A 17,423-nucleotide genomic window follows, 5' to 3' on the forward strand; every position below is an offset into this window, starting at 1 on the left:
CTCTATTTAAAAATCAAAATTTTCATCACTATCTGTAGCAAATTGGTATATAAGCTCTTCTTCCCGACTTGTAATCATAGGCAACATTAATAAAGTTTGATCTTGATTGATTAGCATAGATTCCGCAATATTAAAAAAATGTTGCACAAGCCTTTCCATTGAAGTAGTTTTATATAAATCTGTCGCATATTCTATCATTCCAATACATCCTTCATTTACCTCTCGTAATATAAAACTTATATCAAATTTAGCTCCTTTTGTTTTTGTATCAATATTTATAGAGGTAATACCTTCCAATTCTAGTGAAATAGATTCAAAATTTTGAAATGCAAAAGCATGCTGAACAAAAGGAATCAATCCAATTTTTCTTTCTGGTTGTACGATTTCTACTAAATGTTCAAAAGGAATCTCCTGTGCAGAAATGCCTTCTTTTATTACCTTTTTCATTTTTGTGAGCATATGATGAACAGTTGTATTCCCATCAACAATTGTTCGAATAACAATTATATTCACAAAATTACCGATAAGTGATTTCAATTCTACTAATGAACGATTCGCTACAGGTACCGCTATGCTAAAGTCTGTCTGTTCTGTATAGCGGTACATCGTGATAGCATATGCAGTATATAGAAATACAAATTCTGTTATCTTCTCTTCTCTACAAAAGCCTTTTATTCTCTTCCATAGATCATTATCCATTTTAAATTTGTAACAATCTCCGCTTGTGCTCATATGTACAGGTTTAGGAAAATCACCTGCAAATTCTAATGGCTGAGCACCTTCCAACTGTTTCAACCAATATTGTATTTTTCGATCTGCCTCTTTCGTTTGAAGCCATTCTTTCATCCAATACGAATAGTCTGCATATTGAAGATTTAACGCTTCTCTATTATCCTCTTTATTCCCACATACATAAGCATTATATTCAGCAGATAATTCTTTCATAAATACTCCAATAGACCAGCCATCTACCGCAATATGATGAAAATTCACCGTTAACCACTGTTCTTTTTTATTTACTTTCATTAATTGGGCACGAATCGGAATTTCTTGTTCGATGTTAAAAGGTTTCATGACATCATCTTCAAATAATCGAATTGCATACGCTTCTGCTTTCTTACTATTCAAATGAGAAAAATCATAATATGCTAGATTTACCAAGGCGCTACTAAGGATCTTTTGATAGAGATTCCCTTCATCAGATTGATATATCGTTCTTAGTATTTCGTGTTTCCTTACGATAGCTTGTAAAGCAAACTCTATTCCCTCTTTACTTACATTTCCTTGTAGTTTTATCTTCGCTGGTAAATTATAAAAAGGTGAATTCGAGTTTGTTAAGTAGAGATAATACATCATTTTTTGAAAAGGTGATAAAGGAATTTTTTCGCTATTCCTTTCTCTTTGAAATAACATAGTCATTTCTTTTTTTATCTCCTTTTCTTTATAATATTGAGACTGAACCCACTCATTTAGTGTTCGAATAGTTGGTGTCTCATAAAGTTGTTCAAATTCCATCTTAATGTTTAAACGTTCCTTCATTTTTACAATCAAATTCATTCCCATTAAAGAGTTTCCACCTATTTCAAAAAAATCCACATTTTCTCCATGGACTGGCTGACCTAAAACTTCTTCCCATATCTCTTGAATTTGATAAGTTAAGTCATTGATCTTATTTATGTTTACAGCATTGTTCGGTGAACCTTGAAACCTTTTCCCTTCAGTACTCTTCTTTGTTTCATTAAACCAACAATGTAATTTCTCAAATGGATATGTCGGAAGAACAATTTTCTTTATCTTTTTTCCATCATAAAATCGCTCCCAATCAATTTGGACTCCTACTTCATATAGATTTGCTAATACGTTTAGCCATTCTTTTCTCACTGGGACATGATAATAGGATTGATATGCTAGTTTAGAAAAGTTTGTTTTTATACTTTTCAACAACTCACTATCCATACCAAGTTCTATAAATACTCGTTCATTTTTTTGTACAAGTTCCTTTATATAATTTTGAAATTTTGATTGGTTAAATGAATTCGATAAGCGTGTTGTTTGGGACTGATTAAATGCTTCCTGTAAAGAAATGTTTCCAGTAATAACTTCCACTGTAATGGACCCTACACCCGCTCCTAAAATTTCACTTGGAGTAAGACCATAACTTTCCCACACTTTATATATTCCATACTGGAACGCTATAGTTCTCATCCCTATATCAGCTGTCCCATTACATTTAATTAACTCCTCCCACACATTATTAAACTCTTGATAACCTTCACAAAGAATTTGAACATGTTCATTTAAAACATTTATATTTCCGGAACAAAGATAGATAAGTAATGTATCTCCCGATTTATTCTTCCTTTTTTGATTTAAATCATTTCTTATTTCTTCCATCTGATTGATAAGCTCTTTTTTGCTATGAACAACCAAAGCGATTCGATTCAAATAATCATCTCTTCCTTTGTTTAAACCAAAAGATATTTCCTCAATAGAAACCTTCGTAGATTTTAAAAATACTAGCATTCTTGACAAATATTCTCTTAATGCACTATCATTTTTTGCGCTAAGGGTAATTAGGAACTCATTTTCTCGCGTTTCATCGTTTATTTCCTCTACTCTCTCAGATAATTTCTCAAGTACTACATGAGTATTCGTTCCACTTAATCCGAAAGAACTAACACCAGCTTTCCTTCTCTCCTCATCCCATTCTTGAACATTTTCAATTGGATAAACGGCTGAATCAGAAAATTGAATAAGGGGGTTTGGCTTTTTGTAGTGCACTAAAGGATATTTCTTTCCATGGTATACGGACAAAACCGCTTTAATAAATCCCACAACTCCTGCCGCATTTCCAATATGCCCCACATTTGTTTTTATTGTACTTATCCCACAAAAACCACGATCATTTGTATAAGATTTAAATGCATCTGATATTGCCTTAATCTCTATCGGATCCCCTAGTTTTGTTCCTGTTCCATGCGCTTCTATATACCCAATGGTACGCGGATGAATCTTTGCTCTCTTCCAAGCTTCAATAATAACTTCCGTTTGAGCTTTTGGATTTGGTGCTGCGATACTATTAGATCGATTCCCATCATGATTTATAGCACTCCCTTTAATAACAGCATAAATATTATCTTTATCTGCCAAAGCATCATCTAAGCGTTTTAGGAGAACCATCCCTGCTCCTTCACCACTTCCCGTGCCATTTGCTTTTTTATCAAATGTATAGCTTCTTCCAGTAGGAGAAGCTATTCCTAATACATCAATTGAATGATTATCATCAAACTTTGGAAAGAAAGTTTGTATATTAATTCCTCCAACCAATGCTGTATCTACTTCTCGAAAAAAAAGTTCTTTACACGCTTCATGTACAGCTACCAATGATGATGAACAACTCGTATCAAGCATAAGTACTGGGCCACGCAAGTCTAAATGATATGCAATTTTCCCAGCTAACATCGCCGTAAGATTTCCCATTAATGTTATACCTGAAGGGGGTAATAACAGTTCGTATTGATTATTTGATGCACTCATAATGACAGACGTTTTTGTACCTTTAAAATCAGAAACTCGATATCCTGCATGCTCAATGACTTCGCATGCAAGTTGTAATGCGATTCTTTGCTGCGGTTCCATATGTTCCGCCTCTTGTTTAGATATTTGAAAAAATTTATAATCGAAACATTCTATATCATCTATATATCCAGCTGGTATAAATTCATTTTCTCCAAAAGAATTCACTAATGCTTGCCGCTTAGAAGGCACATTCCCTATAACATCCCCCTTCACCATTAGCAGTTCATGTAATTCTGAAATTGTTTTTACTTTTGGCAATAATACCCCCATTCCAATGACAGCTACATCCCATGGTTCACTCAATTTCCTCTCCTCCTTTTTACTCAAAAAACTTTTCCTATAATTGGATTAGGCTTCTCCTTTTCTTGCCTCCATAATCGAATACGATTAGCGAGTTCTTCAATTGTATTGAATTGGAATAATTCCGATATTTGAAAACAAACAGAAAATTCATGATTTATTCGCGCAACCAATTGCAATAGTTTAATGGAGCTTCCACCCACTTCGAAAAACTTTTGTTTCACATGAAAATCCTTATGTTGTAAAATATCGCTCCAGATTTGTATTAATTTTATTTCTATAGAATTCTCACTTTTCATTCCGCCGTTCCGCTCATCAATATTTTTTTCTTCTATAGGCTGAACAACGATATCCTTATTCTGATTCCATTCATATTTATCCTTTGAAATCATTTTGTTATGATATGTTGCATACTTTAATTCCCATTTTGAATGTGAGAAAAATTTACCCGTTCGAAACTTTCGAGAAATTCCTATATTTGCACCATCTACTCCAAATATTATACTTTTATAGTTCGAATGCTTTATAGCGTGTTCAAAACATTTGAGACCTGATACATGATCTAAAGGAATATATCCCCTTTCTCTCCCCATTGCTATCATTTCATCCGTATTAGCACCTGCACTCATTCCAATTTCTTTCCATAACCCCCAATAAATCACTTGTGTAGGAACCATATCCTGTGCATAAGCTTCGGCAGCTGCATAACCATTAACCATAGAATATACACTAAAAGCACTTGCACCAAATAGCGCATTAATACTAGAAAAAATCCAAATTGGGACGTTATTTCGTTGTTTTGCCAACTGAAATAATGATCTCGTTCCATGCACTTTAGCGACGAACATCCTTTTAATATCCTCTTCATAAACATTTGGAATCAGATGTCGCTCTATATATCTCTCATGTTCTCTCAAATTTCCAATTCCAGCCAAATGAAAAACACCATTTATAATTTCCCCGGCTCTATTTTCAATGTCCTTCACTTGTTCCATTAGTTTTTTCTCTTCTGAAATATCTACACTTCTGTAATACACATCTCCTTCTTGTTGTAATTTCTCTAAAACCCTTAATTTTTCATCAACCTCTTTATTATTTACTTTTGAAAGATCAGTTCTCCCTAATATAAGTAATGTAACACCATATTCTTTAAGTAAAAAATGGCAAATATGCTTACCAATTCCTCCTAATCCACCCGTCACAATGTATAATCCACCCTGTCTAATAGCTGGCTTATTTAGCTCATTTTCGAAAGAGACTTTCTCTAAGAAAGTGGTATAACGATGCCCATTCCTATATGCAACTAACTCTTCGTTTCCGATAGCTAAAAACTCAATATGAATATTTTTAATATCCAAATAGGACATGTTGTCCTCTTCTTCTAAATCAACATGATGAATTTTCCACTCTGGTATTTCACATACCATTGAACGAAGAAAAGATACCAATGCACTGTATTCCGGTATAATATTATCGACTTCTTTTATTTTTACAGAACTTTTAGATGCTAGTAAGAAACATATTTCTTCTCGTAATAAGGTCGGTCTTATTTTTTTTATCGCCTTGATTAAGTAAATTAAACTAAAAAATCCAAGCTCCCACTTTTCATCATTGTTCCACTCTTTCCTATTTGCATTATCAGCAGTCCATAAATGTAAAATCCCTTCAAATTGGATGGATTCAAGCTGTAACTGCTGTAGTAGCCATTCATAATCTTCTTTTTTCTCTTTTCTAATAAAATACGTATTTTCTTTTTTTTCTCTACTTGATGCATCATATATATAAATGAAAGATCGATATCCTTTAGGGGAAAATTCTTTTTCTATCTCTTGTTCACTAAATGATTTACTATTAAATACTAATATTATTGATGTATCCATTTCACTATTTATCATAGGACTTTCAGATCTAATCCAAGTTGGTCGATAACCGATTATTTGTTTTTTCTCTTGGTTATATGATAGATATTTTTTTACAAGTTTTTCCCTTTGAACTTTTCCTATCGATGAACGAGGAAAATCCGACTCTTTTAATGGAATAAGCTTATCAACGACTAAACCAAACGTTCGGAATAATATCTCACGTATATTACACGTTATTACTTCATCACTATTAGTTTCTATTTTACAATAAAATACAACTATCTTTTCACTATCATCCTCACCTGTACGCCATCCAGAGACAACTGTGTAATTTGGAAGAATTCCATCAATACTTTCTAAAGATTGTTCAATTTCTTCACATAAATATTTCTCTCCATTTATAACAATGGTATCTTTTTCTCTACCCACAATGTATAACTGACCATTATCTATCACTCCTAAATCACCTGTACGAAACCATCCGTCCCTATCACATGCATTACAATATCCTTCTCCCATTAGAAAGTATTTTGTAGCCACCATCTCTCCCCGAACTTCTAAATGCCCCACTTCTCTCTCTTGCAACACTTTCCTTTGATTATCCACAATTCTCATTTCTATTCCAGCTACCGGTCTTCCAACAGATACTTCTTTCAGCCCTGTAACAAATTCCTTGCAATAAGTAACTCCTGATGATGTTTCTGTCATTCCCCAGGAAGGAACCATTGCTGTTACTGAGAGTTTTTTCTGCTCTAATAATTGAAGAAACTGATTACATGTATTTAAATTAATAGCTTCTCCACCATTCAAAACAAACCGTAGGTTAGAAAAGTTATAATTTTTTTGCATTACTCTCTCTCTTTTCTCATTAATCAAGCCGTATGCAAAATTCGGTGCCCAAGTTAATGTTACTTTGTACTTATCAAGTAAATCTAACCATCGTAATGGGTCCTGCAGAATGTAAGAAGTATCTACATGTATTTGTTTGGCTCCAACAAATACATCTCGAATATGTGACATAACTAATGCACCTACATGATCCATTGGCATCCAATTCATACTAATATCATTGGGATGAAAGTTATTTTCTTTTTGATCTGCTTGACATCTTTTTAAAATATTACGGTGTGTCAAAGCAACCCCCTTAGGATTGCCTGTGCTTCCTGATGTCAATAATAAAAGAGCAGTTTGTTTTTGATCGATATTTACTTCTTCTAATCGAGAATCATCCTGCAAACATGCATCTTTTATCGTAACAATATGAGAGTTTACATTTATGTTATGATTGCGTAAAACTTTCTCTTCTTCATTTCCAACAAAAATAAATGGTCGCTCTAGCGCATTCCATATATTTAAGAGTCTATCTGTTGTTCTATCACCTTTGTTTATTCCTCCAAATTTAGCAGTTCCAACCGGGACAGGAATTCCTCCTAGTTGAATAGCGGCCCAAAATGCTAAAAGAAATTCTTTCATATTGCTACTGTATATAATTATATAATCTCCAGAGCCTATCCCTAATTTCCTTAGGCACAGCCCGATTTGAATTGCCTGAGAACGTAAGGAATCATATGTTAACGTTTCTTCAACCCCATTTTTCTCTAATACACGAATAATATGATTTGGATATAAATCTGCAGTTGTATCTAATGCCTCTTTCAAAGAGGAAATCGACAATTCCGATAATTCTTTCCCTTTCACATGGGCTTTCTTTCTAGATTCAGTCCATAACTTATTATTGTATAGTCTCTCTTTTTGGGACGAAGAAATAAAATATATATCATGATTTTCATCTGCATTTTTGTTAATTATATTTACTGATAAAACATCAGGAATTTCTAACAAACGTTGTTTTGCATTGTGCACACTAACAATAGATTTCCCTACCACTCCATCGATTAAATTCCAATCTGTATAACCTGATTTAGTTAACGGTATATAATTTAAACGATGTCCATATATCGGTATAGAATTCACTATTTCATCTGGAAAGAACGCTCGTAATGTATCAATATTTATGTTCTTTTCACTAACATAATAAATAATAATTATATCGGCATAGCCACGTATTTTACACTGAATCCCTTTTATATGTTTACATATTTCTTTTTGTATTTCATAAAAGAATCCTTCTTGTTTATGATCAATTTGTATCATTCCATCTATAGACCAATAGCCGGTTATCCCAGTTTTCCTCCAACTATCCCCATCAAATATATATATTTCTCCACTCCATCCTGGTGGTATCTCTCTTCCAAACGAATCTAAAATCGTTAACTTTTCTTCTCCCTGCTTTGCATATATTGAAATATCCTTTTTCAATTTCACACTTTGATATAGAGAGTTTCTGTAATTTCCCCATGATTGTTCTTGTTCTGTAATTAATACTTGTAACTTCTTTCCCTCTTCCTCATTTAATAATGTTAAATCTTTTATCTGGCACTTAGGGTTTTTAAGTATTTGCCTTAATATATTTTGAAAAACAGACGATAATGCTTCAATTTTCCCATTATGAAACAAGTGTTGATGGTAGGTAAAAATAACTTCAATATGATTAGACGATTGTATAGCTGTACATAACAAGTCAAAAGGAATATTTTGTATAAAACGCTTCGAAAGAGTTTGTACTGAAATCTTTCCTTCTTTTATAGGTACTTGAAAATTCTCTTCAACATTCAGTAATTCTGCATTTTGATATGCGAACATTATTTGAGTATACGGTGAATAATTCGATGTCTCAGTTTTTATATCTGCTATAATTTGTTCAAATGGCACATGGCTATTCGCTAAACCACGAATCACTAAATCCGTTACAACTTTCAAGAATGTCATCACATTTTGTTCTTCGTTCATTTGAATTGAGAGCGGAATGGTATTCACAAACAAACCTATCATCTCTTGAAATTCATCTTTGTCTCGATTCAAAACAGGTGTACTCACAGCGAACTTTTTTGTCCCACTCAAACGGTATATAGAAAGATAAAAAATAGATAATAAAATACTGAAAACAGTTGTTTTTTTCTGACTAGCCAACAATCTAATTTTTTTCATATCCTTTGTATCAATGCAAAAAGAATAATTTTTCCCATCTAGCATATGCAGTTCTCTTTTATCATCTGTTAAATCACATATTTCCTCTGGAATCCCTTTTAATTGATATTTCCAATAAGATAAATGTTTCTCCCACACTCCCTTTCTTTCTTCTTTCCTTTGCCACATTACGTAGTCCATATATTGAAGTTCTGGAAGATTCGGCTCTTCTGTTGTAAGCCCACTATACACTTCGAGTAAATTTGCTAATTCCTTTATCATCACCCCTATTGACCTTCCATCATGAACGATATGATGTACCATAATTCCCAAGCGATACTCTGTAGGTCGATATTTGATAAGGAAACCTCTAATCGGTATCTCTTCACTTAAGGAAAAACGTCGTCTTTTTTCGTTATAATAATATTCTTCTAATTTCTTTTCCCTTTCCTCAATTGGAAGCCACGCAAAATCCTCTTTTTTCAGTGGTACTGATACTGAATGCTGAATTTCTTGAAAGGGAACTCCATATACTTCAAAGAATTTTGTTTTTAATATCTCATGTCTGTTAATTAATTTTTCAAATGCAGATTCAATCGCTTTTTCTGTAAAACTCCCTTTTATCGTAATTTCATATCCAGATTGATAACATACCGCTCCCTCTCCTACTTTATATAGAAACCACATTCGTGATTGTTCTTTTGAAAGCGGAAATACACCGTACTCCTGTCCCTTCTTTTCTAAATGTAGCAGTAGTTTTTTTTGCTGTTCTTTTGTTAAACCTTTCAACTGCTCTAATATCCCCATTTATGCTCGCACCTTTCATAACTCACTTATTAAACCTCGAATATTTTTGTTCCCTCGTGATACTTTTTCTACATAATTCACTATAACTTGAGACTCTTCTCCTTTGTTCCTTATGTATGTAGCTAATGATTCTAAATCACAGTACTTAATTAACATATCCATATTCAATATAAAATCTAGTTGTTTTTGTACTCTTGCACAGATCATTAATCCAGATAAGGAATCCATTCCTAATTCAAAAAATGATACTTTTGGATCGTGCACATAAACTCCCAGAACATCTCTTATAATTTCATGTAGAATCATTTCAATACGATCATTTAATAATGAAGGGACTGAATTCATATGTGGTACAGAAGTTTCTAATTGCTTCATTGAACAGAGATAATTCTCTTGCTTATTTTCTACATATAAAACCGGAATACGAGGAACCAAAGAGAGAATTGTAGATACTAACTCGTCTTCTTTCTTTAACACTGTATTTTCATCATCTATATTCCATATAACAATTGAATACCGAATATTTTCCTCTTTATTCTTTCTTGCTATCCAATTCTTAAAACACTCAATATAAAACCTGTCATATTCATTGTTAGAAGTTTTAAAGATTAGAACTACTACATCTGCATGCATAATTTCAAAATCTTCTTCCCATCTGCACATTTTTGTCGTGATATCTTTTATTTTTAGTTCTAACATTTCCTCTTTTTCTACTGTAAAATCATATAACTGCTCTAAAGAAACAATTAGCGTCTTATTTTCATCATTTCTTTCCATTATTTTATGATTTGATTGTTCTCGCTCCATGTTAGTATTTATTTTTTGTTCATCAAATCCATTTTTTCTTTTCTCTGCTATAAATAAAGTTACATCAGAATGTAGATTTTCTTCAGAAGTAGGAAGTATTTGTATTAGTTCAAATCCTTGTTTGCCTAATAAGTCTCTCCACTGTTCTGGCGATAAAAGCGGAGTGTGTTCCCGTAATACGTCTTTCTTAAAATTCCACCACCCTGGTGATAATCCAAAAATCAAGTAATGAAACGTGTATACCAATACCGTTTGCATTATACATAATTTACCATTTTCTTTTAATAAGTCTGCGAGATATCCCATTGTATTTTGTAAACAAGATGATATTTGAATAACATTAATTCCAACAATTGCATCAAAATACTCTTTCTCAAAACCTTGTACTTCACCAGACTTTGTGATATCAAAGCGCATAAATTTTATATTGGTCATTCCTAATTTTTCTGCTTTCCTTTTTGCACGATGGAGCAAGACTGGACTAATATCTGTAAAATAATATTCGACGTGTTGAACCCCCTGCAGCTTCTCTAATAAACTCCATGACAAACTTCCTATTCCGGCTCCAATTTCTAAAATACGAAATGTTTTTTTTCTCTTTTCATTAAACAATGATAGAATGTATTCAATTAATACGTGTATATACGCAGACTTCCATGAAAATTCAGGCAACTTGCTATAATAGCTTATTAACTTATGGAAGTCACCATTCGGGAATAATACAGCATTGGCAGGAAACTTTCCAGAAAAAACATCATGATAGTATGATGTACAATCTACTATTAATTCCATTAATGTAGAATATAAAGGAAATTGATGACTTATTTTTTTATACAAATCTTTTGGTTCCGGATAACTCATGTACTCCTCTGAAAAGAATATCTCTCCTTTCTCTATACTCAATAATCGGTTTTCTTGAAGTAATTTTGAGAAAAAATCCATATAAAATGAATACAATTCATTTTTTTCTTGATTTTTTCCCCATTCTTCTAAAGAAACATGTTCCAACCCACTAAATTTTTCACGGACAAACAAAACTATACAACTTAAACATAGTTTCTCTAATGCATCCAATAATCCTGGGACCTGATTCAGAGGCTGTACACTATATAAAGCTCTTGTTTTCTTTTCCACTTCTTTTAAATAATCTAAATTGAAAGCATTTCTTTTCCGTATTTCCTTATCATAACTTTTCTCTCCTTTTCGAGCACTTTGATTCTGATAAGACGGATAACAAACATATGAGTTAGTATAACTTTTTTCCCCTAGTACACTTTTGTTTCCTGAAGGAAACTTTTGGACAACACTTACCCACCTTTCACCATGTCTGTATAAGACATATCTTTCATCCCAATTATCATTAATTTCACTCATTATATTATTTATTGAATTCGCCTCATGAATTATTTTATGCGAGATTTCCATTTTAAGATCGTCTATTGTTAAGTTTTTCAATCGTGTAGATAATCCACTTATAGACTCTATCTCATTAGAAAATGTATATATTTTCAACTTATCAATTAATTGTTTGGCTGATGTTACGCTACAAATATGCCTACACGTATTTCGGCAATTCCAAAGATCTATAATTCTTATTTTATAAAAATTATCTGCATTACAATCTTGAAGTATATTTTCAAAATCTGACTTCTTACCCTTCTTCATATAAAAAAGATTATTTCCCACATTCTTATATGAAGGTTTTTGATAAATTTTACATACTTTTATATTAGAAAATTTTTTCTTTATTTCTTTTTCTATATCATCATCCTGCTTTTTATTCCCTAATATAATCCATAACTCTTCTTTCCCTATCTCCGGCTCATCTATTAAATACGATTGCTTCCAATAATAAGTATATAATGAGAACCGCTCTTTATTCGAAGGAATCATTTTTTTTAAGAAATCCTGCTTTACTGAAAAGAATTGTTTTTGAAATGGATATCCTGGAACCGATACTCGATGAGGTTTCTTTTTGTATAAAGCATCCCAAGAAATTTCTATCCCTCTAACCCATAGTTCACCTATCGTTCTAAGAATAGATCTCCAATCATCATTTGTTTTTTTATAGAACGTAGGATATACAGCTTGCTTTTGACTGTTAACTAACATTTTTTTTATCAAATAAGTGAGTTGCTGTCCCTCCCCAATCTCAAGAAACACCACTTCCTCTTCCGCCAAGGCAACTTGAATCGCTTCCGAAAAACGTACCGTTTCCCGCATTTGACGTAACCAATATTCAGGTTTCTCAATTTCTCTCTGCTTAAGCCAATCTCCTGTCAAAGTAGAAATAATCGGGATATCACTAGTAGAAAAGGAAACTTCATTTAGATATTCTTTAAATTTCATAATAAATGGTTCTACTAAAGGACTATGTCCCGCTTTATTTACTGGTAATTCTACATAAGCTATTCCTTCCTTTTGTAACCATGGTATAAAACGTTCTATTTCGTTTACATGTCCTGCTAAAACATAACGATTAACTCCATTTATAGCAGCGACTGATATACCTTTTGGAAGATTTCTAAGAAGTAACTCTCCTTCAATTAATACACTTATCATCCTTCCTTCTTCCATGCTTTCAAATAGATTACCTCTCATTTTTGTTAAAAACATTGCGTCTTTTAAACTAATGACTCCCGCTAAACATGCTGCTGCATACTCCCCAAAACTATGTCCAATCATTGCAAATGGTTTAATGCCCATAGACATCCACATCTTTCCTAGCGCATAGGAGACTGCAAACTGTAAAGGCATATACAATGCTGGTTTTTCATATATACATGTATCTCTATTTAAATATATCTCTCTAATATTTCTTCGTGATGTTACATCTATTTCATCTAAACACTCATTTAGTGCTTCACAAAAAACAGAATTACATCCATACAATCCCATAATATTTTTAATATCTTTTTCACCAGCACCCGGAAAAACAAAAATAATATGTGGGTTTTGCGACACTATATCACTAATATTATCCATATCATTATTCTTTTTTTCTAAAGCTTTCACTGCTTCTGGATAACTATCTGCTACAATAAATTCCCTATATTGAAAATATTCTCTTCCTTTTTGAAGTGTATAAGCAATATCCTCTAGATGGTGTTTTCTTTCTTCTGCAAAAAACTCTATAAGTTGCTCCCTCTTTGCTTGCAATGAATGCAGTGTTTTAGCATTATATAAAATAAGGTTGTCTCTCTTTTCTTCTTTCTTTACTACAGTCGGCGGCTCCCCTAATACAATGTGAGCATTTGTACCACCAATACCAAATGAACTTACTCCAGCCAAAAGAGGAGTATTACACTCTTTCAAATCAACACACTCCGTGACAACTTGAAAAGGAGATTTTTCTATTTTTAATTGTGGGTTTTCTCTATTAAAATGAATAGACGCTGGTATTTTTTTATGGTATAAAGACAAAGCTACTTTAATAAGACCAGCAATCCCTGCTGCTTGATTTAAATGACCAATATTAGGCTTTACAGATCCGATTTTAACCCTACCATCTTGTGCCCCTTGAAATACACGATATAATGCTCGTAATTCAACAGCATCTCCTAATGGGGTCGCTGTACCATGTGTTTCAATATAACTAATATTACTAGGTTTCACATTAGCCACTTCAAGTGCTTTTTGAATAACAGTTGCTTGTCCCACTGTGCTAGGAGCTGTATAACCAACTTTTTGATTTCCATCATTGTTGATAGCTGATCCTTTAATTACAGCATAGATATGATCTCCAGCGCTTACTGCATCTTTTAAACGTTTTATCACAATTAATCCTGCTCCATTACCTGGAACAAAACCGTCTCCATTTTGGTCAAAAGTTTTTGTATATCCACTTCTTGACATTGCCCCTTCTAATGGAGCATATCCCGTTTGATTTGGAAAAATTGAAACCGCTCCCGCAAGAGCCATATTACATTCACCTGTAAGTAAGCTTTGACAAGCCAAATGAACCGCTACTAATGAAGTTGAACATGCTGTCCGTACTACTAATGAAGGACCTTTGAGATTTAATTTATAGGACACTTTTCCACTAAGTGAACTTTCCATGTACACCTTTTTTTCTGCATACTTTTCAAAATCTATGTTTCCCTGTTGAAATAAATTCTCCCATACATAATATGGTTCATCAGTGCCAAAAAACGCTCCAATTTCATTTTCTTCTTCAGCCACATAACCAGCATCTTCAAGGGCATGATACGCACATTGTAATAACACTCTATGTTGCGGATCCATTTGACTAGCTTCTTTTTCGCTAATCGAAAAAAAATCTGCATCAAATTGCTCTATATTTTCTAAAGCACCATATGCATGTACAAATGTACCAGAAGGATTTAATGGTTCTTTCCGTGTAATACAATCTTTCCCTTGTAATAAATTCTCCCAAAATGTAGGAATATCATTAGCTCCAGGGAAAACTCCACTCATACCAATAATTGCAATACCATGATCATTTAAGCTATGTGATTGCTTCATCGTTCTCTCTATTTTTCCACTTTCCAAAATGAATCCCCCTTATTATTTGTTTCTACAAATTCACTTTAGATTGTTCTTTTTATCTACATAAATCTTTTTTGCTAGAGAAGAAATTGTCGGATATTCAAAAAAATCAAGTATAGTAAATTCATCGTCCAATAATTTTTTTTGTTTCATTTTCTGTAGCACCTCAATTAATTCAATTGAACTGGCTCCCTTATCAAACGGATGATCGTCTACGTTCATTTTTCGAATGTTCAAAACCTCTTTCCAAATGTATAATAATTGTTTTTCTACATCTATATATGTTTTCATTTCAACAATGTTAGATACTATCATTTCCTCATCAATCATTTCTAGTTTATCCCTCGCAATTTTCCCATGACTATTTACAGGAAATTCTTTATAAATAACAAAATGAGAAGGGACCATATACCCTGGTAAAAATGCAGATAAATGAGCAGCTAGTTCTTTTGTATCAATCGTATGTTGAGATTCAATAAAAGCTACCAATTTAGATTTAACTTTTTTCTTATCCTTTATCAGCTTTATTACATTTCTTTTAATCCCAGGGTAGGTTTGAATAAGGTTCTCAATTTCCTTTGGTTCAATTCGATAACCGTTTAATTTAATTTGATCATCTTTTCTTCCCAAAAAAAGTAACTCGCCACTTTCACTATATTTCACTAAATCTCCTGTCTTATACATAAGACTCCCTGGTTGAAATACATTCTCAATGAATTTTTTCTCACTTACTACGTTATCCTCTAAATATCCCTTTGCTACTCCTACACCTGATAAAAATAACTCGCCATGTTCTCCAAAAGGACAAAGGAATCCCTCTTCATTTAAAACATAAGCATACATATTATCGATAGGTCTCCCAATGGGAATCGACTCATTTTGCAACATCTCTTCTCTTGTAACCCAGTGTACTGTGGAAATAATTGTACATTCTGTCGGACCATATACATTAGCAATTCGGCATTTAGATTCAGTTTCATTTAGCCAATGTAGGATTAATTGCGATTGAAATATATCCCCTCCAATAACCATATACTTTACACTACGCATTCCCTTATATTTCATTTCTCTTTGTTCTTCTAAAATCATATCCATTAATACCGGAACACTGTTTAAATGTGTCACTTTAAATCTAGCTATTTTCTGTACAATCTCACGAATATTATACAAATACTCTGGACCTAGAATAATAGTTCCGCCAGCCATCAATGGAGTAATTATATTTTTTACTGAGGCATCAAATGTAAGTGGATTTAATAAAAGGACTTTTGATTCTTGATTGATTTCGAAAGTACGTTTATACCATTGACATACATTTGTAACAGCATTTAACTTGATTGGAACACCTTTAGGCTTTCCAGTAGTTCCCGAAGTATACATAATATAACAAATTAACTCCTCTTCTTTCACTAGCTGTACAGGATTTTCATTTTTTGGAGAAAAGCTTTTAAACTGTACTCCTTTTTCTTTTTCAATAGAAAGTAAATATTTTGCTTTACTATTTTCTAAAATCCAATCATTTCGTTCTTTAGGATGAGTGGAGTCGATTGGAATATAAGTTAACTGAAACCGAATTGCTGCAAGAATAAGAACAATCGTTTCTATATTCCTATGAACTTCAATAGCAATCCGTTCCCCTTTTTTCAATCTCTTCTTGACAAACTGTTCTTTTATTCCCTCTATTTTTTCTTGTAATTCTCCATAACTAATTGACTTCTCTCCCTCTATAATTGCTATTTGTTGAGGAGATTTATATACAAAATCATCAAAAAATTGTAATGGGTCCTCTTTTATGTTCACAGGTAATCCCTTTGATAGATTCAATAATTTCTCTCTTTCTTTAATAGGGAACCCTTGTAAGTTTTGAATAGGATTATTTATATTTTCAACCATTTGTTCGAGAATATATACCAATTGCTCAGCCTTTTTTTGTATAACATCCTCTGTATATTTTAAAGAATTATACTTCCATAAAAGCTTCATCGTATTCCATTCGTTTTCAATTACTAATGTTTCCTTCGATAACGAGCCTATATTATGCAATTCTTTATGACATATATACATTGAGTTTGCACACCAGTTTTCTAAAGATTTCTGCACTTGTAATGGAAGATTACTTAACTTTACATTTCGGAATTTCAAATTCCTAGATAAAATATTTTTAGTTATAGAAATAAATTTTTTTACGGTAAGATTTTTTGACACTGTAACAAAAAATGGCAGCGCTTCTACTCTGTCATTTTTGACCTCAGATTTAAAAATTGGAACAGTTAAAGGCAACTCTTTAACACCTTCAACAAGATACCCTTGTATTGCTACTGCCGTTACCAGAATCGTATAAATTAACAAAGGTGAGTCTTTCGTTAAAGATTGTATTTCTTTCAGTACATGTAATGGAACTTGTATATCATAAGATTTTAATACTGCTTTCTCTAAAACATTGTCATGTGACACAGGTTTCTGACTTACCCATCCTTTCTCAAAAGGAAAATTAACCCAATAACGTTCATTTCTGATTAAATTTGATTCCAA

The 17,423-nt window shown here is 32.6% G+C and carries 4 protein-coding genes; all 4 read right to left on the reverse strand.

The window, feature by feature from the left end:
- Positions 1-6 precede the first annotated feature (6 nt).
- Genes MR058_RS07165 through MR058_RS07180 form a run of 4 tightly spaced genes read right to left on the reverse strand, consistent with a single transcriptional unit; the run spans position 7 to position 17,423 of the window.
- A complete protein-coding gene (locus MR058_RS07165; RefSeq protein WP_242143310.1) occupies positions 7-3,882 on the reverse strand; it encodes a condensation domain-containing protein in 3,876 nt (1,291 codons plus the stop codon).
- Between the two features lie 20 nt (positions 3,883-3,902).
- Positions 3,903-9,575: an SDR family NAD(P)-dependent oxidoreductase gene (locus MR058_RS07170; RefSeq protein ID WP_242143311.1), complete on the reverse strand. Its 5,673-nt coding sequence runs from the start codon at positions 9,573-9,575 to the stop codon at positions 3,903-3,905.
- Positions 9,576-9,590: 15 nt separating this feature from the next.
- On the reverse strand, positions 9,591-14,894 hold the full coding sequence (locus MR058_RS07175) for a type I polyketide synthase (protein WP_242143312.1): 5,304 nt from the start codon (positions 14,892-14,894) through the stop codon (positions 9,591-9,593).
- Between the two features lie 33 nt (positions 14,895-14,927).
- On the reverse strand, positions 14,928-17,423 hold the full coding sequence (locus MR058_RS07180) for a non-ribosomal peptide synthetase (protein WP_242143313.1): 2,496 nt from the start codon (positions 17,421-17,423) through the stop codon (positions 14,928-14,930).

It is taken from the genome of Bacillus cereus group sp. BfR-BA-01430 (assembly GCF_022663115.1).
GTDB lineage: Bacteria > Bacillota > Bacilli > Bacillales > Bacillaceae_G > Bacillus_A > Bacillus_A cereus_BD.